Annotated in this window: 17 protein-coding genes; 4 read left to right on the forward strand and 13 right to left on the reverse strand. The window is 73.0% G+C overall.

Annotated elements, in window-relative coordinates; all coding sequences use genetic code 11:
• Positions 1-6 precede the first annotated feature (6 nt).
• The 3 genes from ACIPUC_RS35485 to ACIPUC_RS35495 form a co-directional block, all read right to left on the reverse strand.
• Positions 7-1,599, reverse strand: coding sequence for a solute symporter family protein (locus tag ACIPUC_RS35485; protein WP_446594510.1), 1,593 nt, complete (start codon positions 1,597-1,599; stop codon positions 7-9).
• Positions 1,596-2,081, reverse strand: coding sequence for a DUF485 domain-containing protein (locus ACIPUC_RS35490; RefSeq protein WP_446594511.1), 486 nt, complete (start codon positions 2,079-2,081; stop codon positions 1,596-1,598). Before ACIPUC_RS35490 ends, ACIPUC_RS35485 begins: the two co-directional genes overlap by 4 nt.
• A 144-nt stretch (positions 2,082-2,225) precedes the next feature.
• Entirely contained in the window at positions 2,226-4,346 is a 2,121-nt protein-coding gene (locus tag ACIPUC_RS35495; protein ID WP_446594512.1) for a DNA gyrase/topoisomerase IV subunit B, read from the reverse strand.
• A 448-nt stretch (positions 4,347-4,794) separates the two neighbouring features.
• Between ACIPUC_RS35495 and ACIPUC_RS35500 the strand changes: the two genes are divergently transcribed.
• Positions 4,795-5,028, forward strand: a complete 234-nt coding sequence (locus ACIPUC_RS35500; protein WP_030028922.1) for a DUF7455 domain-containing protein — start codon at positions 4,795-4,797, stop codon at positions 5,026-5,028.
• A gap of 114 nt (positions 5,029-5,142) precedes the next feature.
• On the opposite strand, the gene ACIPUC_RS35505 is transcribed toward ACIPUC_RS35500, so the two are convergent.
• The 7 genes from ACIPUC_RS35505 to ACIPUC_RS35535 form a co-directional block, all read right to left on the reverse strand.
• Positions 5,143-6,090, reverse strand: coding sequence for a serine protease (locus ACIPUC_RS35505; RefSeq protein WP_446594513.1), 948 nt, complete (start codon positions 6,088-6,090; stop codon positions 5,143-5,145).
• A 115-nt stretch (positions 6,091-6,205) separates the two neighbouring features.
• Positions 6,206-7,801: an RNA polymerase sigma factor gene (locus ACIPUC_RS35510; protein WP_446594514.1), complete on the reverse strand. Its 1,596-nt coding sequence runs from the start codon at positions 7,799-7,801 to the stop codon at positions 6,206-6,208.
• Positions 7,802-8,163: 362 nt separating this feature from the next.
• Entirely contained in the window at positions 8,164-9,105 is a 942-nt protein-coding gene (locus tag ACIPUC_RS35515; protein ID WP_446594515.1) for a FadR/GntR family transcriptional regulator, read from the reverse strand.
• Between the two features lie 136 nt (positions 9,106-9,241).
• Positions 9,242-11,074: an ATP-binding cassette domain-containing protein gene (locus tag ACIPUC_RS35520; RefSeq protein WP_446594516.1), complete on the reverse strand. Its 1,833-nt coding sequence runs from the start codon at positions 11,072-11,074 to the stop codon at positions 9,242-9,244.
• A gap of 170 nt (positions 11,075-11,244) precedes the next feature.
• Positions 11,245-11,991: an NUDIX hydrolase gene (locus tag ACIPUC_RS35525; protein ID WP_446594517.1), complete on the reverse strand. Its 747-nt coding sequence runs from the start codon at positions 11,989-11,991 to the stop codon at positions 11,245-11,247.
• Positions 11,992-12,093: 102 nt separating this feature from the next.
• Complete coding sequence (locus ACIPUC_RS35530) at positions 12,094-14,082, reverse strand: glycogen debranching N-terminal domain-containing protein (RefSeq protein ID WP_446594518.1); 1,989 nt, start codon at positions 14,080-14,082, stop codon at positions 12,094-12,096.
• Between the two features lie 209 nt (positions 14,083-14,291).
• On the reverse strand, positions 14,292-15,554 hold the full coding sequence (locus ACIPUC_RS35535; protein WP_446594519.1) for a DUF4192 domain-containing protein: 1,263 nt from the start codon (positions 15,552-15,554) through the stop codon (positions 14,292-14,294).
• A gap of 123 nt (positions 15,555-15,677) precedes the next feature.
• Between ACIPUC_RS35535 and ACIPUC_RS35540 the strand changes: the two genes are divergently transcribed.
• Both ACIPUC_RS35540 and ACIPUC_RS35545 read left to right on the forward strand, forming a co-directional pair.
• Positions 15,678-17,837 carry a RecQ family ATP-dependent DNA helicase gene (locus ACIPUC_RS35540; protein ID WP_446594520.1) on the forward strand — a complete coding sequence of 720 codons (2,160 nt, stop codon included), beginning with the start codon at positions 15,678-15,680 and terminating at the stop codon, positions 17,835-17,837.
• A gap of 215 nt (positions 17,838-18,052) precedes the next feature.
• Entirely contained in the window at positions 18,053-18,682 is a 630-nt protein-coding gene (locus ACIPUC_RS35545) for a hypothetical protein (RefSeq protein WP_446594521.1), read from the forward strand.
• Between the two features lie 136 nt (positions 18,683-18,818).
• Here ACIPUC_RS35545 and ACIPUC_RS35550 read toward each other — a convergent pair whose 3' ends face one another.
• The gene (locus ACIPUC_RS35550) at positions 18,819-19,472 is read right to left on the reverse strand and encodes a hypothetical protein (protein WP_446594541.1); all 654 of its coding nucleotides are present in this window, start codon (positions 19,470-19,472) and stop codon (positions 18,819-18,821) included.
• Between the two features lie 76 nt (positions 19,473-19,548).
• Positions 19,549-20,259 (reverse strand): ribonuclease HII, encoded by a 711-nt coding sequence (locus ACIPUC_RS35555; RefSeq protein WP_446594522.1) that lies wholly within the window; start codon positions 20,257-20,259, stop codon positions 19,549-19,551.
• A gap of 627 nt (positions 20,260-20,886) precedes the next feature.
• Between ACIPUC_RS35555 and ACIPUC_RS35560 the strand changes: the two genes are divergently transcribed.
• Complete coding sequence (locus ACIPUC_RS35560) at positions 20,887-22,440, forward strand: MFS transporter (protein WP_446594523.1); 1,554 nt, start codon at positions 20,887-20,889, stop codon at positions 22,438-22,440.
• Positions 22,441-22,517: 77 nt separating this feature from the next.
• Here the strand turns inward: ACIPUC_RS35560 and ACIPUC_RS35565 are convergent, their stop codons facing one another.
• Entirely contained in the window at positions 22,518-24,215 is a 1,698-nt protein-coding gene (locus ACIPUC_RS35565) for a DUF4153 domain-containing protein (protein WP_446594524.1), read from the reverse strand.
• Positions 24,216-24,232: the final 17 nt, after the last annotated feature.

Here is a 24,232-nt window from a genome sequence, read left to right on the forward strand (position 1 = left end):
ACGCGCTCAGACCGCGCCGGCCCCGGTCAGCGAACGCACCTCGGTCTCCGCGTGCTTGCGCTCGTCCGCTTCCTCACCCGAGGTGACGGTGCCGAGCCAGCCCGCCAGGAAGCCCAGCGGGATCGAGACGATGCCCGGGTTCTGCAACGGGAAGACCTGGAAGTCCACGCCCGGGAAGAGCGATTCGGGGCTTCCCGAGACCACGGGCGACAGGAGGACCAGCAGGACCGCCGGGACCAGGCCCCCGTACACCGCCCAGACGGCTCCCCGCGTGGTGAAGTCGCGCCAGAAGAGCGAGTACAGCAGCACCGGCAGATTGGCCGAGGCGGCCACCGCGAAGGCCAGTCCCACCAGGAAGGCGACGTTGAGGTTCTGCGCGAGCAGCCCCAGCGCGATCGCCACCGCCCCGATGCCGACGGCCGCGGCCCGGGCCACGGACACCTCGCTGCGCTGCCTGGCGTGCCGCCGCTTGAGGGAGGCGTACAGGTCGTGCGCCACGGAGGCCGAGGAGGCGAGGGTGATCCCGGCGACCACGGCCAGGATGGTGGCGAAGGCGATGGCGGCCACGAAGGCGAACAGCACCGCGCCCCCGGTGGAACCGGCGCCGCCGCCGAGGAAGGCGGCGAGCAGCGGAACGGCCGTGTTCCCCGAGGCGTTGGAGGCCCGTACCTGGTCCGGGCCCAGCAGGGCGGCCGCTCCGAAGCCGAGCACGATGGTCATCAGGTAGAAGCCGCCGATCAGGGCGATCGCCCACACCACCGACCGGCGGGCGGCCCGGGCCGTGGGCACGGTGTAGAAGCGCGACAGGATGTGCGGCAGCCCGGCGGTGCCCAGCACCAGCGCGAGGCCCAGGCTGATGAAGTCGAAGCGGGCCGTCCAGTCCCCGCCGTACTTGAGGCCGGGGCTCAGGAAGCGCAGCCCGTGCCCGCTGCGGTCGGCGGCGGTGGTGAGCAGCTGGTCGATGTTCCCGTGGAAGCGCAGGAGCACGAGCACGGTCAGGGTGATCGCCCCGCCCATCAGCAGCACGGCCTTCACGATCTGGATCCACGTCGTGGCCCGCATCCCGCCGAAGGACACGTAGACCACCATCAGGGCGCCCACGCCGATCACCGTGAGCGTCCGGGCCGCGGCGCTCGAACTCCCCAGCAGCAGTCCCACCAGGCTGCCCGCGCCCACCATCTGCGCGACGAGGTAGAGCACGGAGACGACCACCGAGGAGGTGCCCGCCGCGATGCGCACGGGCCGCTCGCTCATCCGGGCGGCGACCACGTCCGCGAGGGTGAAACGCCCGCAGTTGCGGACGAGTTCGGCGACCAGGAACAGCACCACCAGCCAGGCGACCAGGAACCCGATCGAGTACAGCATCCCGTCGTAGCCGAAGAGGGCGATCAGCCCGGAGATGCCGAGGAAGGAGGCGGCGGACATGTAGTCGCCCGCGATGGCGAAACCGTTCTCCATCGGGGAGAACAGTCGCCCGCCGGCGTAGAACTCCTCCGCCGACCCGTGCCGGTTGCGGCTGACCCAGGTGGTGATGCCCAGGGTCACCGCGATGAACACGCTGAACAGGATCAGCGCGAGGGTCTGGTGCTCGGTGGTCACCGGCCGGCCCCCTTCGCCCTGTTCCGCTCCTGGCCGCGCTCCTGCTCGAAGACGGTCCAGCGCAGGTCGAGCGCGGCCCGGTCCCGGCGCAGCCGCGCGTGCCGGGCGTAGGCCCAGGTCAGCAGGAAGGTGCTGAGGAACTGGCCGAGCCCCGCCAGCATGGCCACGTTCACCGCGCCCGCCACGGGCCGGGCCATCAGGCCGGGGGCTGCGGTGGCGGCGACCACGTAGGCGACGTACCAGAGGAGGAAACCGGCGGTCGCGGGGACGACGAACCTGCGGTAGCGGCTGCGGACCTCCTGGAAGGCGGCACTGCGCTGCACTTCGAGGTAGATGTCGGATGCGCCGTGCGCGGGGTGGCCGCCGGGGGCCGGGTGGGACGGGGAGGCGTCCGCTCCCTCGCCCCAGCCGACGGCCAGCGCGTCGTACCAGGGGTCGTCCAGCCGGATCGTTCCGGCATCACGACCTGCGTGCTTGTCCACCGAACTCTCCTTGTCCGCTGCCGCATTGGCCGCGTGTTCACAAGGATGTGCTCAATGGTCGCTTTCCGGACTGATGTCCCGTCGCTCTTCACTCCTTCAGGTGATGGAGCGAAGAGCGGCGGTGTGCGAGGCGTACCCGCCGGATCAGGCGTCGATGCGCGAGCGGTCCAGGGTGGCCGCGGAGCTGGTGATGAACTCCTTGCGCGGGGCCACTTCGTTGCCCATGAGCAGGTCGAAGACCGTCTCGGCGGAGTCGAGGTCGCCGATGTTGATCCTGCGCAGGGTCCGGAAGCGGGGGTCCATGGTGGTCTCCGCCAGCTGGTCCGCGTCCATCTCGCCGAGGCCCTTGTAGCGCTGGATCGAGTCCTTGTACCGGATGTTCTTGCGCTGGTACTCGAGCAGGGTCTGGCGCAGTTCGTTGTCCGAGTACGTGTAGACGTACTTGTCCTGGCCCTTCTTCGGCTGGACCAGCTCGATCCGGTGCAGCGGCGGCACGGCCGCGAACACCCGGCCCGCCTCGACCATCGGCCGCATGTACCGCTGGAAGAGCGTGAGCAGCAGGCAGCGGATGTGCGCGCCGTCCACATCGGCGTCGACGAGGAGGACGATCTTCCCGTACCGGGCGGCGTCGATGTCGAAGGTCCGGCCCGAGCCGGCTCCTATGACCTGGATGATCGCCCCGCACTCGGCGTTCTTGAGCATGTCCGAAACCGAGGACTTCTGGACGTTGAGGATCTTGCCCCGGATGGGCAGGAGCGCCTGGAACTCGGAATTGCGGGCGAGCTTCGCGGTGCCGAGGGCCGAGTCGCCCTCGACGATGAAGAGCTCGCTGCGGTCCACGTCGTCGCTGCGGCAGTCGGCGAGCTTGGCGGGCAGCGAGGAGGACTCCAGCGCGGTCTTGCGGCGCTGCGCCTCCTTGTGCTGGCGCGCGGCGATCCGGGTCCGGGCCGCCGCGACGATCTTCTCCATCACCGAGCGCGCCTGCTGCTTGTCGTCGCGCTTGGTCGAGGTCAGGAAGGCCTTGAGCTCCTTGGCGACGACCGCGGCGACGATCCGGGTGGCCGCCGAGGTGCCCAGGACCTCCTTGGTCTGGCCCTCGAACTGGGGCTCGGCGAGGCGGACGGTGACGACGGCCGTCATGCCCTCCATCGCGTCGTCCTTGACCACGTCGTCCTCGGCGACGCGCAGCAGCTTCGCCGAGCGCAGCACCTCGTTCACGGTCTTGGCGACCGAGCGCTCGAAGCCGGAGACGTGGGTGCCGCCCTTGGGGGTGGCGATGATGTTCACGAAGGACTTGACGTTGGTCTCGTACCCGGTGCCCCAGCGCAGGGCGATGTCCACGCCGAGCTCGCGGGTGACCTCGGTGGGCGTCATGTGGCCGCGGTCGTCGAGGACCGGGACGGTCTCCTTGAAGGTGCCCGTGCCGGTCAGGCGCAGTACGTCGCAGACGGCCTTGTCCTGGGCGAGGTACTCGCAGAACTCGCTGATGCCGCCGTCGAAGCGGAACATCTCCTCGGTCTTGCCCGCCCCGTCGATGCCCCGCTCGTCGCGGACGACCAGGGTCAGGCCGGGGACGAGGAAGGCGGTCTGGCGGGCGCGCTGGTAGAGCGTCTCCAGGTTGAGCCGGGCGTCCTTGAGGAAGATCTGCCGGTCGGCCCAGTAGCGGACCCGGGTGCCGGTCCTGCCCTTGGGGATCCGCTTGACCTTGCGCAGGCCGTTCGCCGGGTCGAAGGGGCTGTCGGGGCCTTGCTCGATGAACATCCCGGGGACGCCGCGGCGGAAGCTGATCGCGTGCGTGGAGCTGCCCCGGTCCACCTCGACGTCCAGCCGGGCGGAGAGGGCGTTGACCACGGAGGCGCCGACGCCGTGCAGGCCGCCGGAGGCCGCGTACGATCCGCCGCCGAACTTGCCGCCGGCGTGCAGCTTGGTCATGACGACTTCGACGCCGGACAGGCCGGTCTTGGGCTCGACGTCCACGGGGATGCCGCGGCCGTTGTCCCGGACCTCCACGGAGGCGTCCTCGTGGAGGATCACCTCGATGTGGTCGCAGTACCCGCCCAGGGCCTCGTCGACGGAATTGTCGATGATCTCCCAGAGGCAGTGCATGAGGCCCCGGCTGTCGGTCGAGCCGATATACATGCCGGGGCGCTTGCGGACGGCCTCCAGCCCTTCGAGGACGAGCAGGTGCCGCGCGGTGTAGTTGGAACCGTCCCGGTCTGCTCCGGACAGCAGCGCGCTGGAAGGCACGGACGTGTCGGCGGTCACGCAGTTCGCTCCTCGCTGAATTTCTTTTCTGGCCCGCTGGGGCGCAGGGGTGGCTCGGTTGCCGGTCGAAGGGTACCGAGGCCAGGTAGAGCCGATGCAACGCCACCCGTGCGCGTTGCTCACCCTAGTCCAGGTCCGCACGGATGTTCGATCCCCCGTGGGGGTGAAGGAAACATCACGTTCCCTTCCGCGCATGAACCATTTAGTGTTCGGGCACGTCCTCATGAACAACCTGGCGCTCCCGCTGGGGGAGGATGGAACTGCGACAAGCGCACGACTGACAACGCGAAACCGTAAAGCAACGCAATACGGCTCCTTCGCCGCCAACCGGCAACAGCCGGCCAGCTTCGGAAGGAAGTTTCGAGGAAAAGCCGCGAGCGGGAACGTTTTCGGCCTGGTTGGATGTTGACCCTGGTACGACAGCTCGTCGAGCTAGAGAAGAGGCGACGTGACTACTGTTCTGACACCCGCGACCCCGCTGACGGCCGCTGACCGATGCGACCGTTGCGGCGCCCAGGCATATCTGCGCGTCGTCCTGCTGAGCGGCGGTGAACTGCTCTTCTGCGCCCACCACGGTCGCAAGTTCGAGCCGGAACTCAAGAAGATCGCCGCGGAAATACAGGATGAGACCGAGCGGCTCACGTCCGCTCCGGCTGCCCATGCCGAGCCCGAGGACCGCTGACACAGCCTGTTCCTCGCATCCGACGAGCCAGGACCGGCCAGGCCGGTCGACGGGCGGCACTCCTGAGACCCAGGGGTGCCGCCCGTCCTCACATCCGGGCCCGGGGCCGCTCCATCACGGTCGGCGGCTACGTGCCCTACTCCGTGCGATGCCCCGCACGGGCCCTGCACCCGTCCCGGAGGCCCTCGTGGCGTCGGAGTGGGAGTCCCGGACCCCGGCGGGCTGCGCGCCGCTCTCCGGCGCCGTCACGAAGTCGACCAGCGGAGCGATGCGAGTGTAGACCCCCGGGCTGTCGGCCCGTCCGCAGCCGCGCCCCCACGACACCAGGCCGATGAGCCGCCCCTGAGCCACCAGCGGCCCGCCGCTGTCCCCCTGGCAGGCGTCCTTGCCCCCGTCGCCTTCGCCGGCGCACACCATCGATTCCGCCCGGTACTGCCCGTTCGCGTCTCCCGGGTACGCCCGCTCGCAGGCCTCGTCGGACAGCACGCCCACCCGCGCGGCACGCAGCGCGTACGCGTAGTCACCGAAGCCGCTGGTGTCGCCCCAGCCGTACACGGCCGCCTCGGTTCCCGGGGCGTAGGCGGTGTGGCCCGCTCCGGCCATGGGGAGGACGTAGTGCGCCGGAAGGGATTCCGCGAGTTCCAGGACGGCGAGGTCGCCGGCGTTGCTGACCGGGTCGTAATCCGGGTTCACCCGGGCTCCGCGCACCGCGATCTCACGGCCGTCGGTCGCCCGCAGCTCCGTACGCCCGGCGATCACCCGGAAGTCGCCGACCGACTCGACCGGGCCGCCCAGCACGTCGCGGCCCAGGCAGTGGGCCGCCGTCACCACCTTCGCCGGGGCCACGACGACACCCCCGCAGAACTGCCCGCCCCGCGTACCCCCGAACCGGTCACGGCTGGCGAGGGCCACGACCCAGGGGCTCTCGCCGGCCTTGACCGGCTTGCCGCCGATCACCACGCTGTCCGCGGCCGCGTGCGGCGCCTGGGCCAGTGGTGCTGCGGCCGCTCCCGCCGCCAGGGTCAGCGCTCCCGCCAGAGCGCGGGCAATGGGACGACGCATGAGATCTCCTGACTCCGAGTGTGCGTGACTCCACCCAGAGTGGGATGCCTGGTGGCCGTGCGCACCCGCGCGGCCACGGGCGCCGGTGCCGCTCGCGCCGCCGGACCGGGGCCCGTCAGTCGAGGTAGTCGCGCAGCACCTGGGAACGGGACGGGTGGCGCAGCTTCGACATCGTCTTGGACTCGATCTGGCGGATGCGCTCGCGCGTGACGCCGTAGACCTTGCCGATCTCGTCGAGGGTCTTGGGCTGGCCGTCCGTGAGGCCGAAGCGCATCGAGACCACGCCGGCCTCCCGCTCGCTCAGGGTGTCGAGCACGGAGTGCAGCTGCTCCTGCAGGAGCGTGAAGCTCACGGCGTCGGCCGGGACGACGGCCTCGGAGTCCTCGATCAGGTCGCCGAACTCGCTGTCGCCGTCCTCGCCGAGCGGCGTGTGCAGGGAGATCGGCTCGCGGCCGTACTTCTGGACCTCGATGACCTTCTCGGGGGTCATGTCGAGTTCCTTGGCCAGCTCCTCCGGGGTGGGCTCGCGGCCCAGGTCCTGGAGCATCTGGCGCTGCACGCGGGCGAGCTTGTTGATGACCTCGACCATGTGCACCGGGATGCGGATGGTGCGGGCCTGGTCGGCCATGGCGCGCGTGATCGCCTGGCGGATCCACCAGGTCGCGTACGTGGAGAACTTGTAGCCCTTGGTGTAGTCGAACTTCTCGACCGCGCGGATCAGACCCAGGTTGCCCTCCTGGATCAGGTCGAGGAAGAGCATGCCGCGGCCGGTGTAGCGCTTGGCGAGGGAGACCACGAGGCGGAGGTTGGCCTCCAGCAGGTGGTTCTTCGCACGGCGGCCGTCCTCCGCGATGATCTCCAGCTCGCGCTTGAGCTTGGGCGCCAGCTTGTCCGAGTTCGCCAGCTTGTCCTCGGCGAAGAGACCCGCCTCGATGCGCTTGGCGAGCTCGACCTCCTGCTCGGCGTTGAGGAGGGGAACCTTGCCGATCTGCTTGAGGTAGTCCTTGACGGGGTCGGCCGTGGCTCCGGCGACGACCACCTGCTGGGCGGGGGCGTCGTCCTCGTCGTCGGAGATGACGAAGCCCTTGTTCTCGCCGCCCTCGTCCTCTTCCTCGGTCTCGGCCTTGGCCGCGTCGGGACCCTCGTCCGGGGTCTCCTCGTCACCGGCGTCGGCGTCCTTCTTGGCCGCGGTCTTCTTCGCCGCCGTCTTCTTGGCCGCGGTCTTCTTGGCGGGCGCGGCCTTCTTCGCCGCCGTCTTCTTGGCCGCCGTCTTCTTCGCGGCGGGCTCGGTTCCGGGCTCCTCCGCGAGGGCGTCCGTGGTCTCCGGGTCCATCGTGTCCGCCGCCGGGGCCGCGGCGGCGGTGGCGGCGGGCTGCGCCGCCGCCGTCTTCGCCGCCGCCTTCTTGGCAACGGGCTCGGTGGCCGTCCGCTTGGCCGGGCTCTTCGCTGCGACGCTCTTGCGGGTGGTGCGCTTGGGCGACTCCGCGGCACTGACCATCAGCGTCACACCCTCTTCCTCGAGGATCTGGTTGAGGCTGCGCAGAACATTCTTCCACTGGGTCGCAGGAATCTGGTCAGCCTCGAAGGCCCGACGCACGTCATCGCCGGCGATCTGCCCCTCGGCCTTGCCCCGCTCGATGAGCGCCATCACAGACTCGGACTCGGCGATCTCCGGCGGGAGCGTACGGGATGTGCTGGCCGACACGAACAACCTCTCGGAACGATGGGAACGGCTTCCGACCCCGGGCCTGGTGGTGCTGGACCGGAGCCGACGACCACCGACTGGGGATGGGCCGGGGGCGCAGGCAGGGACCGGGGAGCTGCACAGCACCCGCAAGGGCTGCTGTCTTCCCTCCGTCGGCCATCACCTCTTAAGTCATCGCGTGACCTCGCAGAGCGTTACGCCCAATCTTCGTGGCCCGAGTCACACCCCGTATGCGCCAATGCCGGTCATAGGGTCATACGCACGGTTCCTGCCCGGCCGGGATGCGGCACCGCACGCCGGTGTCGCCGGACCCTCCCCAGGGCCCGGCGACACCGGCGTGCACTCCCGCGCCCCCGCGCGCTCGCCCGTCAGTGCTCGCGCGGGGCGGGGACCACGCGCTCGACCTCCGGATGCACCGTCAGGAGCTGGCGCATGGCGTTCTCGGCGCCCGTCGCGTCACCGGTGGCGAGGGCCTCGACCATCCGCGCGTGGTGGGCGACGCTGGTTTCGCTGGGGCGGTCGCACGCGGTGACCGGGCTGCCGGACACCTGGAGGGCGGAGGAGACGATGCCGGAGAGGTGCTCGAGCATGCGGTTGCCCGCGACCTGGATGAGGAGCGCGTGGAACTCGTTGTCGGCGCGGGCGAAGGTGATCGAGTCGCCCTGACCGAGGGCGTGGCCCATGATCTCGACCATGTCGGCGAGGCGCTGCTGGATGTCCGGGCGGCCGTGCCCGGCGGCGAGGCGGGCGGCGAGCGGCTCGATGGTCAAGCGGAGCTCGCCCAGCTCGCGGCGCTGGTCGTCGCGCTGGGGGCCGAAGGCCCGCCACTCGATGATGTCGGGGTCGAGCAGGTTCCAGTCGGCCACCGGGCGGACCCGGGTGCCGACGTTCGGGCGGGCGCTGACGAGGCCCTTGGCCTCCAGGACCCGCAGCGACTCGCGGACGACGGTCCGGGAGACCTCGAAGCGCTGGCCGATCTCCTCGGGGACCAGCGGGCGGTCCGCCCCGAGATCGCCGGAAACGATCATCTGACCGAGCTGCTGGACGAGTTGGCCGTGCAGTCCGCGGCCGCGACTGCCGGCCGCGCGGCGGCCGACGCGGCTCAACTCGACGTCGGCGCCGTCCCAGTGGGGCGCTGCGGCGCGGTCGGACCCGGGGGCCTCCGCGTAGGGGTAGCGGTCGAGTTCGCCCGGGCCGGCGAGGCCGGAGTCGGCATGGCGGGCGGCGGTCATCATGGTGTGCGCAAGGGTACTCACGAATCCTTTGTCGGCCGTGCCTCCATCACCCTTGAGGTCTTTGGTGAAAAGCACACGAAAGGGTGATCGGTGCCACCCGCGCAATTGACGACTTATCGTAAAGAACCGGGCCTTTTACGGGGAGTTGCGGTCCGCATCACGCGAGGTGGACTCCAACGGTCTCGTACGGGCCTTCTGCGCATCGGAACGATCACCAACGGACCCGGCTGCGCAGTCCGGTGAACCCATAGGCGCACAACAGGACCATCAGCGACAGCACCAGAGCGGTGCCGACGGGTTGGGCCATCACCCGCAGGGCCCCCGTGACCAGGCGGTCCGCTTCCGGCGGCCACTGCACCCAGGTCAGGCTCCGCAGCCGGGGGCCGAGTCCCGTGACCGGGTACGCGGACGAACCCTCCAGCACCTTGCGCACCAGCGGCACCACCATCACCGGCACGGCGAGTACCGCGGCCAGGCCCGCGGTGGCGGAACGGAAGACGCCGGAGGCCAGGACGCCGGCCCAGGCGCAGCCGATGAGCAGCCCCGCCCAACTCGCGGCCGGGGAAAGCCACTCCACCGGGGTGCGCAGCGGGCCGCGGTCGAAGACGAGGGCGAGTGCGGTGGCGTCGGCCACCACGACGAGGGTGCCCAGGAGGAGGGCGAGGACGGCGCAGACGCCGAGTTTGGCGGTGAGCAGTCCCATCCGGCGGGGCACGGTGCCCCGGTCGGCGGCGAGCGCGGGGTAGCGGTACTCCTCGCCGAAGGCCAGGGCGCCGAGCAGGCCCGCGCCGAGGGCCGCGGGCGGCAGCGGCAGCAGCTCGGGCCAGGCGGCGAGCAGCCGGTTCTGCGGTGTGTGCCCGGCCCGGGCCAGGACGAGGGCGGTCAGGACGGAGACGACGGCCACGAGCGCGGTGGTGAGGACCGGCGTGGCGGTGCCGAAGACCCGCAGCAGCTCGTAGCGCAGCGGCCGCATGGGTCCGCCGACGCGGCGCACCGCCGAGGCGGGCCGCCGGGACCGGGCGCGCCGGGACCGCCCGCCCCAGCCGGCGGCTTCGTTCGATCTCGCGCCGGGAGCCGCTTCGCGGGCCGGGCCGCCGGGATCCGTGCCGGAAGGCGCGTCGGAGACCGCGTCGGCGGCGGCCCGGGCGTGCGGGACCGGCGACGCGGGAGCTCCGGCGTCTCCGGTCTCGTCGGCGAGCCGGTGGACCAGGACGCCGTGCTTGAACGCCGCCTCGCCCACCTCCGCGCAGCTGCTGCCGTACACCGACAGGCGGCTGCCGCTCTCCTCCACGATCTCCACCGCGCGCTGGGCGGCCCGGGCCTCCCGGCCCAGTACGTCGGCCAGCCGGGCCGCGTGCGGGGTGCGCACGGCGACCCGCGGCCGCAGCCGGGTCCGGGCGAACTCGGCGGCGTCCTGATCGGCGACGAGCCGGCCCGCCTCGACGCTGACGACCCGGTCGGCGTTGCGGGCGGCCTCCTTGGCGTCGGCGGTGGTGAAGAGCACCGCTCCGCCGAGGGAGGCGTGGCCGCGCAGAAGCCCGTACAGCCAGCCGCTGTCGCGGGGCGAGAGGCCGGCGGCGGGCTCGTCCAACACCAGGGTGCAGGGGTCGGCGAGCAGTGCCGCGGCCAGCGCGACCCGCCGTTCCATGCCCAGCGAGAGCGAGCCGAGCCGCTGGTCCCGCAGGCCGGCGATCCCGACGACCTCGAGCATGGTGTCGGCCCGGGAGGCCGGCACCCCCGCGGCGGCGCAGAGCATCCGCAGCTGGTTGCGTACGGTGCGCGCGGGGTTCCCGGGTACATCGCCGAGCAGCACGCCGACCTCACGGCCGGGATACGGGATCCGGTGCAGCGGGCGACCGCGGAAGTAGGTGACGCCGCGGCCCGGTTCGAGTTCGAGCATGAGTCGCAGTGCGGTGGTCTTGCCCGATCCCGGCTCGCCGAGCAGGGCGGTCACGCTCCCCGGGCGGACCTCGAAGGTGAGGTCGTCCACGAGGGGCGGGGCGTCGGGACGGGGGGTGCTGGTAAGTCCGATGGCCTGGAGCATCGCTTCTCTCGCGGGGTGTGAGACCGCTCTGCGGCAGCGTGGGTACCGCAAGCAAGATAACGCGATATGTCCGATTTACGGCGCAACCGGTCCGATGGGATGGCGATATTGCCGCCGCGTCGGGCAGGCGTGCCGGGGCCGAGCCGGCGGCCGGGGCCGGTGTCGCTGCGTCAGACCTCCGGACGCAGCATCGGCGGGTTGAGCAGGGTGGCCCCGCCTGCGCGGAACAGCTGTGCCGGGCGCCCGCCCTGACGGGTCGTCGTCCCTCCGGCCGGTACGAGGAACCCGGGGGTCCCGGTGACCTTGCGGTGGAAGTTCCGCGGATCCAGGGCCACGCCCCAGACCGCCTCGTAGACCCGGCGCAGCTCGCCGACGGTAAACGCGGGCGGGCAGAAGGCGGTGGCCAAGGAGGAGTACTCGATCTTCGAGCGGGCGCGCTCGACGCCGTCGGCAAGGATCCGGGCGTGGTCGAAGGCGAGTCCGGCGGAGGTCTGCTCCTCGGATGCCAGCAGTTCGTCGACGGGAGCCCAGCGGGCGCTGTTGGCGTCCCCGCCCGCACGGGGCGCCGGCAGGTCGGGGGCCAGCACCAGGTGCGCAACGCTGACCACGCGCATGCGCGGATCGCGCTTCGGGTCACCGTAGGTGGCGAGCTGTTCGAGATGGGCCCCGTTGCCCGCGCCCGGCACGGCGGGGTCGTGGGCGCACAGCCCGGTCTCCTCGGAGAGTTCCCGGGCCGCGGCCGCTGCGAGGTCCTCGTCTCCGCGCACGAATCCGCCGGGCAGCGCCCAGCGCCCCTGGAACGGCTGCTCACCCCGCCGGACGACCAGCGCGCAGAGCGCGTGGCGCCGCACGGTGAGCACGACCAGGTCGACGGTGACGGCAAAGGGCGGAAAGGCCGACGGGTCGTAGGGCGACATGCCGCGATCATAGTCGTCTGCCTGACGATAAACAGCGCTTTGGTGACCTTGAAGACGCCGTTCTGCGGGCCGGACGTGTCCGGCCTGACCGGTAGGACGTCCCTAACCTCCCAGTTGCAGCGCATCGGCAGCCTCCTCCACCATGCCCAGCCCGAGCCGGCTGACCCGGACGGCGAAGGGCTCCCCCGAGACGCGCAGGCCGGAGAGGCGCAGCGCCCCGAGCGGTGCGCCGGGGAGCGGGGCGAGCGCGACCGTGCCCGCGGGGGCGTCGGGACGGATCCCGGCGAGGGCGGTCAGGACGTGGACCCCGGCGGCCGCGGCCACCGCGGCCGGGCGGCACGCCGCCGGGTGCGGGAGCGGGGCGCTGCGGGCGACGCGCTGTTCGGCCGCGAACATCTCCGGCAGCCGGTACCCGAAGCTCTCCGCCGCGTCCAGCAGGCCGCGGAGCAGGCCCGCGGCCTCCTTCTCGAACCCCGCCTGGGCCAGTCCGGCCACCGCCACGGCGCTCTCGTACACCCGGACCGCGCCGGAGCGGTGGCCGAAGGGGTTGTGTCCGGGCTCCCTGGCGGCCATGCTCCGCAGTCCCCATCCGCAGTCCATGGCCGGGGCCCCGAGCAGCCGGGCCACCTGCTCCGTGCGGGCCCGGTCCAGGAGTCCCGCTGCGAGCCGGCCGCCGCCGAGGAGGCCGGTGTCGAGCAGGTGTGCGGCGGCCCCCGTGAGCCGGGGCAGCGGCCGGCCGTCGGGGTGCAGGGCCGCCGCGGGCCTGCCGCCGTCCGGACCGTCGATCCAGAACCGGGCCCGGAAACGCTCCCGCAGCGCGGCCGCCCACTGCCGCCATTCCTCGGCTCCGGGCCGCCCGCACGCGGCGAGCAGATCGGCTCCGAGCAGGGCGGCCCGGTGAGCGTGGGCCTGGGTCTCGCAGCGCCGGGGACCGGGGTCGGGATCGGCCAGGAACCCGTCGTCGCCCAGGGCGCCCCGCAGCCAGCCGAGGCACCGCTCGGCGGCGGGGAGCAGCCGGGCCAACTCCCCCTCCGGCATCCCCCAGAGCCGCGCCTCGGCGAGCACGGCGGGGAAGGCCAGGGTCGCCTCCGTACCGGTGCACCCCGGCGGGAGCTGGGGGCCCGCCCCCCGCAGCGGGCCGGGGATCTTGCCCGCGTCGGGGCCGTTCCCGCCGCTCTGGTTGCGGGCCAGGATCCGCAAGGTGGCCTCGGCCAGTCCGGTTCCGAGCGGCAGCGCCATCCGGGCGGCCCAGAGGGACTCCGCCGGGGCCAGTCCCAGCCGCCACGGCACCCCCGCGGCCACGAAGGCGTCGCCCGGTTCCCCGGGATCTCTCAGCAGCAGCGCCCCCAGGTCCTCGACGCTGGTGCGGAACCACGCCTCGGCTCTCGGATCGTCTCCTTCGGCCCGGGCTTCGGCGAGCGGATTCGCCACCTGCCCGGCGGGCGCCCGCGTGACCCGGTCGTGCGTGGTCCGCAGCTCGATGGTGCGCGACTCGCCAGGGCCCAGTTCGAGCTGCCAGCGCAGCAGCCCGGACGAGGCCAGCGCGTCGTCCGGCGGCGGATCGGCCGTGGTGACGGCCTGCGCCCCGCCGGTGCTCCACCGCAGCCCCGCCGCATGCACCCCGGCGGGCAGCTCCGGCCCGGGACTCCCGGCGGCCACCGCGGCCAGCTCCGCCAGATCGGTGCCGAGCAGTACCTCCACCGGCAGCCGGACCGGTCGGGTCGCGAAGCTGCGCAAGGTGATCCGCTCGGTGCCGTCCGCGTGCCGGACCCGTTCCACCCCGACGTCCGGGTCGGGGCCGGGCTCGGCCCCGGTGCGCACCGTCGCGGTGAAGGAGGCCCGGTCGGCGCCGAGGCTGCGCCCCTGGACGGCCACCGGGTCCCGCCCGGCGACGCGGAGCACGCAACGGGAGAGCAGTCGGCGCCCGGAGCGGTAGATCCCGTCGATCCCCCGCCCCGTCAGCTGGCCGTGTTCCGGCGAGATGACCAGACAGGGCGCGGCGACGCAGATGACGGCGCCGTGGACGGGCGGTAGTTCGGGCCTGCGGGCGGCAGGCACGCCGGGTGGTCGGAGAGGTGCGGGGTGAGACATGCGTCGCCTTGTCTGCGCTCCGGTCGGTTCAGCTGGGCGGCAGCGCGGCCGGGCCCCCGCCACCCTCCAGGGGAACGCCCTCACCCCCGCCCGGGTCACGGGCCGAGGCGCCGGCCCCGCACGCCCGGGACGGGGCCGCCGCCGCAGCACTCCGCCGAGGGGGCTCCGGATCCGCCGCAGCAAGGAGCCGCAGCGGAGCCGGCGCGGGCTCACTGCCCGCTCCCCGCGGTGCGGCGGGACTCGCGGCTCGGAGCCGGCTTTGCCCGGCGGCCGGGGGGACGCGTACCCGCCGGGCGGCGGCCCCGCCGGGGCTCGCGGCGTCGCCGTTCCTCCCGCAGGCACTGCCGCAGCCCCTCGGGGTCGATGCCCTCGTTGCAGGCGTGGTGGAGCAGCTGGGCGAAGCGGTAGTCGGCGTCCGCCCGCAGGGCCAGGCCGAGGGCGATCCGGGCGGTCGGCTCGTCCCCGGTGGACCAGGAGACCCAGCCCGCGAGGGTGAGCGGAGCCGCCGCGTGCTCGCCGTAGGCGCCGACGCAGCGCCGGGCGAGGGCCCGCCACAGCCGCAGCGCGGGCCCTGCCTCCTCGTCCTCCATCCACTCGGCCGCGATGTCCCGGATCTCGCGGTCCTGGAGGCCCAGGATCAGCGCGGCCGCCTCGTCGTGGTCGAGCAGCGCGTCGTCCCGGTCGTCTGCGCGGGGCCCTTCGGCGGGTGGGGCAAGGGTGATCCGCCGCATCAGCGACCGGGCCAGTGCGAGGGTCTCGGCGCCGACCTCCTCACGGGTGGCCCCGTCGAGGATCTTCGGTACGAGGGCCGCGGCCGCCCGGTCCAGGGCGCGCTCCATCTCCACGGCCACGGCGCCGCCCAGGGGCGCCAGCCGGCCCTCGATCTCCTGGAGCGAGCCCCGGACCTGGAGGCCGGCGAAGGTGGCCGCGGCCGCCATCACCGAGGTGCCGACCGCGGCCAGCGGGCTGCCCTCGGCCGGACAGCAGCGCTGGTCGGGGCACACGTAGGACCAGAAGCGGCCCGCCGAGAGGCACAGGGCCTCGAGCACGGGCACGTCGAGCGCGCCGCAGGCCAGCCTGATGCGCTGGGCGAGCGGCCGCAGCCGGGTCATCACCCGCTGGCCGCTCTCCCCGCCGTGCGGCTCCTGGCAGAGGAAGACGACGATGCCGTCGGGCTTGACTCCGCGCCGCTCGCTGCCGCGGATCAGGCAGTCGGCGACCTGTCGGGCGGTGTCCTCCCATTCCGCGGTGGTGGCCGGGATGCCGACGCGGAGCCGACCGCCGAAGCGGCCGCCCTCGCCGTGCACGGCGACCATGACGAGGGAGTCGGTGGGGTGGAAGCCGAGCATGTAGGGCAGCGCGTCGGCCAGTTCGGCCGGGCTGCGCAGGGTGATCCTGGGGTCGGTGGTGGATCCGGCGGTGCTGGTGGACGGCCGGTCGGACGGGGTGCGTGATTCGCGGTTGTTCGTCATGCCCCGAAGGTCCCGCGCAAGATCCGATCGCGAAAGCCCTGTGGATAACCAGTTCAAGCTTCAACATCCACAGGCTCAGAGCGCCATTGGCGCGATGTCACAGGCATCGGGTTGCATGGGGGCATGAACGCAGACCTGAGGTCCTCGGCCGACTCCGTACTAGCCCGCCTCGTGGGCGACCCCACGGGCACGGCTCGGCTGCGCGAGGACCAGTGGCGGGCGATCGAGGCGCTCGTCGCGGACAAGCGCCGGGCGCTGGTGGTACAGCGCACGGGCTGGGGCAAGTCCGCGGTGTACTTCGTCGCCACCTCGCTGCTGCGGGCGAGCGGCGCCGGACCCACCGTGATCGTCTCCCCGCTCCTCGCACTGATGCGCAATCAGGTAGAGGCCGCCGCCCGCGCCGGGATCCGCGCCCGCACCATCAACTCCGCCAACCCCGAAGAGTGGGAGGGCATCCAGGCCGAGGTCGCGGCGGGCGAGGTGGACGTCCTGCTGGTGAGCCCCGAGCGGCTCAACAACCCCGAATTCCGCGACCAGGTCCTTCCCAAGCTCTCCGCCGCGACCGGCCTCCTCGTCGTGGACGAGGCCCACTGCATCTCCGACTGGGGGCACGACTTCCGACCGGACTACCGCCGGCTGCGCACCATGCTCGCCGATCTCCCGCCGGGCGTCCCCGTGCTGGCCACGACCGCCACGGCCAACGCGCGCGTGACCGCCGACGTCGCCGAACAGCTCGGTACCGGCGCCGGCACCGACGCGCTCGTGCTGCGCGGCCCGCTGGACCGCGAGAGCCTGAGCCTGGCCGTGCTCACGCTGCCCGACGCGGCGCACCGGCTGGCCTGGCTCGCCGACCACCTCGGCGACCTGCCCGGCTCCGGGATCATCTACACGCTGACGGTCGCGGCGGCCGAGGAGGTCACCGCGTACCTGCGCCACCGCGGGCACACCGTGTCCTCGTACACCGGCAAGACGGAGAACGCCGACCGGCAGCAGGCCGAGGACGACCTCCAGGCCAACCGGGTCAAGGCGCTGGTGGCGACCTCCGCCCTGGGCATGGGCTTCGACAAGCCCGACCTCGGCTTCGTCGTGCACCTGGGCTCCCCCTCCTCCCCCATCGCCTACTACCAGCAGGTCGGCCGCGCCGGCCGCGGCGTGGAGCACGCGGAGGTCCTGCTCCTGCCCGGCCGGGAGGACGAGGCGATCTGGCAGTACTTCGCCTCGGTGGCCTTCCCGCCCGAGGAACAGGTGCGCCGCACGCTGGACGTGCTCGCCCAGGCGGGGCGGCCGCTGTCCCTGCCCGCCCTCGAGCCGCTCGTCGACCTGCGCCGCACCCGGCTGGAGACGATGCTCAAGGTCCTGGACGTGGACGGCGCCGTGCACCGGGTCAAGGGCGGCTGGACCTCGACCGGCGAGCCCTGGGCGTACGACGCCGAGCGCTACGCGTGGGTGGCCCGTCAACGGGCCGCGGAACAGCAGGCGATGCGCGACTACGCGGCGGCCACCGGGTGCCGGATGGAGTTCCTGCGCCGCCAGCTCGACGACGAGCAGGCCGCCCCCTGCGGCCGCTGCGACAACTGCGCCGGGGCCCGGTTCACGGCGGACGTGTCCACCGCCGCGCTGGACACCGCCCGCGGTGAACTCGGCCGCCCCGGAGTGGAACTGGAGCCGCGCAAGATGTGGCCGACCGGTCTCGCGGCGGTCGGCGTCGACCTCAAGGGACGCATCCCGGCGGGGGAACAGGCCTCCACGGGGCGGGCGCTGGGCCGGCTGTCGGACATCGGCTGGGGCAACCGGCTGCGCCCGATGCTCGCCCCGCAGAGTCCCGACCAGCCGATTCCGGACGATGTCGCCCAGGCCGTGGTGGCCGTCCTCGCCGACTGGGCCCGCGGCCCGGGCGGCTGGGCTTCGGGAGCCCCGGACGCACCGGCCAGGCCGGTGGGCGTGGTCGCGCTGCCCTCAAGGAGCCGGCCCCAGCTGGTCGGTTCGCTGGCCGCGCGCATCGCGGAGGTCGGACGGCTGCCGCTGCTCGGGACGATCGCCTACACGGACCAGGTCCCGGAGTACGGCCTGCCCTCCTCCAACAGCGCCCAGCGGGTACGGGGACTCCACCAGGCCTTGAGCGTGCCCCCGGATCTGGCCGCGACACTGACCCAGGCAGCGGGACCGGTGCTCCTCGTGGACGACCGCGCGGAGAGCGGATGGACCCTCGCCGTGGCCGCCCGACTGCTCCGGCGGGCAGGCGCGAAGGGGGTATTCCCGCTGGTGTTGGCGCTTCAGCCATAGCCGAATGCGTCATCTCCGGCATGACGGGGCAAGGATATGAACGGCATACCGGCGAATTCCGGTCGGCGGCGCCAATTGCTCGTTGCCGCATGCTTGCGGGCCACGCGAGAATTGAAGTGCTCCCGCCCGGCTCCTCGGCACCCTCCTGGGCCGTGCTGCGGCGCGCCCACACTCCAGCCGTGCCCGTCCGCGGGCGTGTACCCGAAGGGAGGACCGTGACCTTCGGATTCGCCCCGCCCTCGACCACGTCCCTGACAACGGCCACCGGCGGCACCAGCCGGCACGGCCGGCTGCTGGAACCCGCCGAATGGACCGCGGCGGGCATTCCCCTGCTCCGCAATCCGCGCGAGGTCGTCAGCGGGCTGCACTCCCGGCACAGCCCCGTGCCCTCGACGGCGGTCATCGCCGTCCTCGGCCCGGAGGAACAGCTCGTGGCGAGCGCCTCCTTCGCGCAGCGGTCGACATCGGCCGACGGCTGGGAGTACCGCAACGCCCTGCTGTCCCGGCTGCGCCGGGTGATCCCGCACGATCTGCGGCGCCGGACCCCGGTGCGCACGGCGGTGCTGCTCTACTGCCGCGAGGGCGACGAGCGCTGGACCGAGGAGGACGGAGCCTGGATGTGGGGGCTGCGGGACGCCTGCACCCTGCACGGGCTCCGCTGCGGCGCGTACATCACGCTGACCCGCGGAGGCTGGCAGGTCCTGGGCGAGGGCCGGGGCGGTCGGCAGCCCAGCTCGGACTCACGGCCTCAGCGGCTCGGCGACACGGTGGCCGAGTTCGCCCCGATCGCCCTGCACACCGGCGGCGGCGCGGCCGAGGCGCAGCGCCGGACCGCCGCCCGCTGACCCTCGTACGGCCGCCGGGCCGAACGGGGTCACAGGCGGGTGCGTAGGCGGCGAGTACGGCGCATGGAGACCGTCGGGCTTCAGCGGGCCGACCGACGGCCCGCCCCGCCCCCCGCCCGTGCCGGGATACGGGGCGTCAGACGCCCGCGCCCAGCACGGAGTTGATCTGCTGCGGGTCGCCGCACACGATGAGCAGTGCACCGGCCCGCGTGAGCGCGACCGGCAGCGAGCCCGCGACCGTGTCGACCCCTCCGCCGTTGACGGCGAAGACGACGACGGGACGGCCGGCGGCGCGCTGAACCTGAGCGGCGTCCGCGTAGAAGACGTCGTCCCCGGCGTCGTGCAGGGCCCAGTAAGCGGCCTCGCCGAAGGACAGTTCGTGAGCGGCCCACGGGTGCGGGTCGCCGGTGGTGAGCACCAGGATGTCGCCGGGCGCTCGCCCGGTGTCGAGCAGCAGGTCCACGGCCTCTTCGGCCGCGTCGAGCGCACCTTCGAGGGAGGCCGGAATCAGCTGGATCTGCGGCACCGCCGCCGAGACGGACGGCGCTGCGGGGGCGGCGGGGGCTGCGGGAACGGGTCCGGGGGCGGCCTGCGGCGCACGCTGCGCGGGCGGGGCGGGCCTGGGGGCACCACCCGCGCGGCCCGCGGCGGGTGAGGGACCGGGGCGTCCGGGCCGCGGTACGGCTACGGGACGCGGACCAGGTACGGGACGGGGGGTCTGCGCGGTGCGGCTCGCTGCCGGGGTGACGCGGGGACCCTGGGCACTCTCGTGAATCTGAGGCTCCTCGATGGCGTGGTGAGAGGCGTGAGGTGATGTCTATCAAACACCGGTACGAAACGTACCGGCCGGTGGCACGTGCGTGCGATCAGAAATCGAAGCCGAGTTGGCCTCCGTTTTCCAGCTCCATCGACTCCTCGCTGCGGCGCACCTTCTTGAGGTGGCGCCACCGGGGAAGCGCGTCGAGGTACGACCACGAGAGCCGGTGGTAGGGGGTGGGCCCCAGCTCCTCCAGCGCCGCCCGGTGTACGGGCGAGGGATATCCGGCGTTGGCGGCGAAGGCGAACTCCTCGAAGCCGCCGCCCTGACCGCCGATGTCCGCCATCATGCGGTCGCGCCGCACCTTGGCTATGACCGAGGCCGCCGCGACGGCGACGCACGATTGGTCGCCCTTGATCACCGTGCGGACCTGCCAGGGCGCACCGAGGTAGTCGTGCTTGCCGTCGAGGATGACCGCGTCGGGCCGGACCGGCAGGGCCTCCAGGGCCCGCTCCGCCGCGAGCCGCAGGGCGGCGGTCATCCCCAGCTCGTCGATCTCCTCCGGGGAGGCGTGTCCGAGGGCGTGGGCCGTGACCCAGGCCTCCAGGACGTCGACGAGGGCATCGCGTCGCTTGGGGGTGAGCAGTTTGGAGTCGGTGAGCCCGGCGGGCGGCCGGCGCAGACCGGTGATCGCCGCGCACACGGTGACGGGACCGGCCCAGGCCCCTCGTCCGACTTCGTCGACCCCGGCGATGACCTTGGCGCCGGAGGTTGCACGGAGGGAGCGTTCGACGGCGTGGGTGGGTGCTTCGTACGGCATGGCGCCAGCAAGGTTACGCCGCCCCGCGCCGCCTGCACACCCCGCCCCGGGTCGGGCCCGGCTCAGGCCGCCCGACCGGTCCCCCGTCCGCCCCGCGGCCGACCCCACAGCCGACCCCAGGGCCGACACGATCCACAGTCCCACGCCCGGCTCCTGCCCGGTCCGACGTCGCGGCATTCACACCGGACGACGGCGCCACCACCGCACCGATCATCTCCGCGATGTCCGTGTCCGCCTTCGCGCCCGCACACCCATACGCAGTGTGCCGGCAGCGCCGGAGCGACACTCACGGCGACCTCACACCGTCCCGCCCGATTCCCCTCCGCACCGCCTCCCTGCTCAGCAGCCGGGTCGAGGCGCACACTCCGGACCGGACCGCTCCGCCCACCGCCCGCCACGCATCTCGTCGCACTCGTGAAGGAGCGACCGCGAGGCCGACCGGGCGACCACACGCGGCTTCCCCAACTTCCGTCCCGAGAATCGCCCGTTCGAGTTCGGGACGCGCCCGCGTGCGGCACGTGCGCCCTATTTCCGCCACGGTGAATGCTCGCGTCCACCAGGTTCCGGCTCGTAACGTGGCCCGCAAGTGAACGAATGCGTCCACTGTTTCACTTTGGGGGATCCTCAGTGACACGTTCTCAACTCGCCTCACCCCGAATACCCGGCGCGGCCCACCGGGAGGGGCGCCCCGGAATCGCGCTCACCGTGATCGCCGCCTGCCAGCTCATGGTCGTCCTCGACGCGACCATCGTGAACATCGCGCTTCCGCACATCCAGACCGCCCTCGACTTCAGCACCACCGATCTCTCCTGGGTGCTGAGCGCCTACACGCTCACCTTCGGCGGCCTGCTCCTGCTCGGCGGCCGGGCCGGTGACATCCTGGGCCGGCGCCGGGTGTTCATGGCCGGCATCCTGCTCTTCACCCTGGCCTCCCTCCTCGGCGGCTTCGCCCAGGAACCGTGGCAGCTGCTCGCCGCCCGCGCCCTCCAGGGGGTCGGCGGCGCCATCGCCTCCCCGACCTCGCTCGCGCTGATCACCACGACCTTCGCCGAAGGGCCCGAGCGGAACCGGGCCTTCGGGGTGTTCGCCGCCGTCTCCGCGGGCGGCGGCGCCATCGGCCTGCTGGCCGGCGGCATGCTGACCGAATGGCTCGACTGGCGCTGGGTCCTCTTCGTCAACGTGCCGATCGGCGTGCTGATCGCGGTCCTCGCCCCGCTCTACATCACCGAGTCCGAGCGCCACCCCGGCCGTTTCGACGTCGCCGGCGCCCTGACCTCGACCGGCGGCATGGCCTCGCTCGTCTACGGCTTCATCCGCGCCTCGGAGGACGGCTGGCGCGATCCCCTCACCCTCGGCTCGTTCGCGGCGGCCGTCATCCTGCTCGGGCTCTTCGTCGCCGTCGAGTCCCGGGCCCGTGAACCGATCATCCCGCTCCGCATGTTCGCCGACCGCAACCGCGCCGGCACCTACCTGATCATGCTCAGCCTCGCCGCGGCGATGTTCGGCATGTTCTTCTTCATCGTCCAGTTCGTGCAGAACGTGCTGGGCTTCACCCCGATCGAGTCCGGGCTCGGCTTCCTGCCCGTGACCGTCGCCATCGTCACGGCCGCGGGCCTCTCCCAGCGCTTCCTGCCCCGCTTCGGCCCCAAGCCGTTCATGGTCTCCGGTTCCGCCCTCGTCGGTGTGGGGCTCGGCTGGCTCACCCTCATCCGCACCGACTCCTCGTACGCGACCGGGGTGCTCGGGCCGATGCTGCTGTTCGGCTTCGGCATGGGCCTCAACTTCGTGACGCTCACCCTCACCGCCGTCTCCGGGGTGTCGCCGAAGGAAGCGGGCGCGGCCTCCGGACTGCTCAACGCCAGCCAGCAGGTGGGCGGTTCCCTGGGCCTGTCCATCCTGGTCACCGTCTTCGGCACGGCCGCCCGCACCGAGGCCGACCAGCAGGTTCCCGCCTTCATGGCCACGGCGGAGCCGGGCCAGGCGGCCGCGTTCCAGGAGACCGGGCAGCTGCCCGACCCGTGGGGCGACCTCGTGCTCACCCAGGGCATCTCCACCGCGTTCGCCGCCGCCGTGGCGATGGCGGGAGTCGCCCTGGCCACCTCGCTGCTGGTGATCCGGGTGCGCAAGAGCGATCTGGAGGCCCTCAACGGCGCGGCCCCGAAGGGCGGCCCTGCGGCCTGAGCGCGGCCGGCCGAAGGAGGGCCCGGCCGCGGGGACGATCCCGCGCCCGGGCCCTCGTACGAGAGGGGGCAGGCGGCCTAGTACTCGCTGCGGCTGCCGAAGGCGCCTAGGCGCGAGCAGACCTCGTACGTGGCCGTCACGGGCCGCTCGCGCAGGATCTGCCGGGCCCGGTGCTCACCGAGGCTCATGGCGTACCACGGCACGTCCCCGGCCCTGGAGATCTCCTTGTCGATCCCGCGCAGGGCGCAGGAGCGCCGGGGCTCGGGCAGCCGGTCGAGGGCCGGCACGGCATCCGCCGACAGGCTCTGGAAGTAGGCCAGGTCGATCTTGCCGTCCGCTTCGTAGCGGGCCACGTTGCGCTCGGCGACCATCCCGTCCGGGGACAGCAGGGCGAAGGCGAGGACGCCGGCCGCCGCGCTCCCGGCGACCGCGCGGGGCAGCCAGCGGGCGCCGAACACCCCGGCCGCCATGATCAGTACGAGGACCAGGCCCAGCCACATCTCCATCGCGGTCACCGACACCCGCAGGATGGTCAGTCCGTACGCGTCCACGTAGAGCTCCATGCGGCGCAGCGCGGAGGCGACGACGACCAGCGTGAGCGCGCACAGGACGCCGAGGACTATGCGGACGAAGCGGCGGTCGCCGGAGCCGGAGCGGGGGGCCCAGCGCAGGGCCAGCGCGATCACGACGAGGGTGAACAGGGTGGCCCAGAGCAGCTGCCAGAAGCCCTGCCGGGCGTACTCGGCATAGGTGAGGCCGGTGCTCTTCAGGACCTTGTCGTAGCCGCCGAACAGGACGGCCAGCTGTACGGCGTTGAAGCCGGCGAAGAGCAGGTTGAGCACGACGAGCGGAAGGGCCCATTCGAGGCGGGACCTCGACTTGCCTGGAGCCACCTTGATCCGGTCCCAGCGCAGCGGGGCGGCGGCGGCGCGGGCGGCGGCCAGTGCCAGGAAGGAGCCGAACAGGAAGAGGACGACCCGGATGGGTCCGTCCTCGATGGAGATGTCGGGCGTCAGCCCGCCCAGCAGATCGGCGAAGGCGGCGTCGGCGGAGGCGAACAGCGTGCCGAAGAGCAGCAGGAGGACCACGGCCACGACAACGGCCTTGGCCACGGGCAGCCAGCGGTCCTTGCTGACGCCGCCGCGCGAGCGCAGGCCCGCCCAGGCCCAGCCGAGCCCGGACACGGCGGCTTCGAAAATGCCGAGCGGGCTGAGCAGGACGCCGGGCCAGGTGCGGCTGCCGTGCAGGGCCAGCGCGCCGAGCAGGAGGGCGGAGAGGACCGCGAGGGTGGACGGCCACGCCGAGTCGCGCAGGGCGGGTACGGCGAGGAGGGCGAGGCAGCCGATCGCCCAGACCAGGGTCCAGGGGCGGGCGGGACGGCGGGCCGCGCGGGCGGCGGCGTACGCGGCGACCACGGCGGGTACGACGGCCAGCAGCAGGCCCGGGCCGATGCCGTCGCCGAGGAGCAGGGCGGCCGAGAGGCCGGTGACCAGCGTCGCGGCGAGGGTCACGGCCCCGATCGGGGCGGCTTCGGCGGGCCGCAGCGCCACCACCCACGCGGGTGGCGCAGCCGCGGCCGCCGCCCGGGCCGCGGCGCCCCGCTGCCACGCCTGCTGGTGCTGCCACGCCTGCCAGGCGGCGGCGTCGGCCGGGATGCCGGTGCCCGTCGGTGGTGCGGCCGCGGCCGGTGGCGCCTGTTCGGCGGCCGGCCTCTCGGCCGCCGCGCCCTCGGTCCGGTCCGCGGCCTTGTCCGCCCCGTCGGTGTTCTCTGACATCGGGTTCCCCTCCCCTG

It is taken from the genome of Streptomyces sp. LARHCF249, assembly GCF_052871255.1.

Excerpts from the sequence above, each read along its gene's own strand:
- ACIPUC_RS35505 (WP_446594513.1), bottom strand. The coding sequence starts at position 6,090 with ATGCGTCGTCCCATTGCCCGCGCTCTGGCGGGAGCGCTGACCCTGGCG.
- ACIPUC_RS35520 (WP_446594516.1), bottom strand. The coding sequence starts at position 11,074 with ATGCTCCAGGCCATCGGACTTACCAGCACCCCCCGTCCCGACGCCCCG.
- ACIPUC_RS35525 (WP_446594517.1), bottom strand. The coding sequence starts at position 11,991 with ATGTCGCCCTACGACCCGTCGGCCTTTCCGCCCTTTGCCGTCACCGTC.
- ACIPUC_RS35530 (WP_446594518.1), bottom strand. The coding sequence starts at position 14,082 with ATGTCTCACCCCGCACCTCTCCGACCACCCGGCGTGCCTGCCGCCCGC.
- ACIPUC_RS35535 (WP_446594519.1), bottom strand. The coding sequence starts at position 15,554 with ATGACGAACAACCGCGAATCACGCACCCCGTCCGACCGGCCGTCCACC.
- ACIPUC_RS35540 (WP_446594520.1), top strand. The coding sequence starts at position 15,678 with ATGAACGCAGACCTGAGGTCCTCGGCCGACTCCGTACTAGCCCGCCTC.
- ACIPUC_RS35555 (WP_446594522.1), bottom strand. The coding sequence starts at position 20,259 with ATGCCGTACGAAGCACCCACCCACGCCGTCGAACGCTCCCTCCGTGCA.
- ACIPUC_RS35565 (WP_446594524.1), bottom strand. The coding sequence starts at position 24,215 with ATGTCAGAGAACACCGACGGGGCGGACAAGGCCGCGGACCGGACCGAG.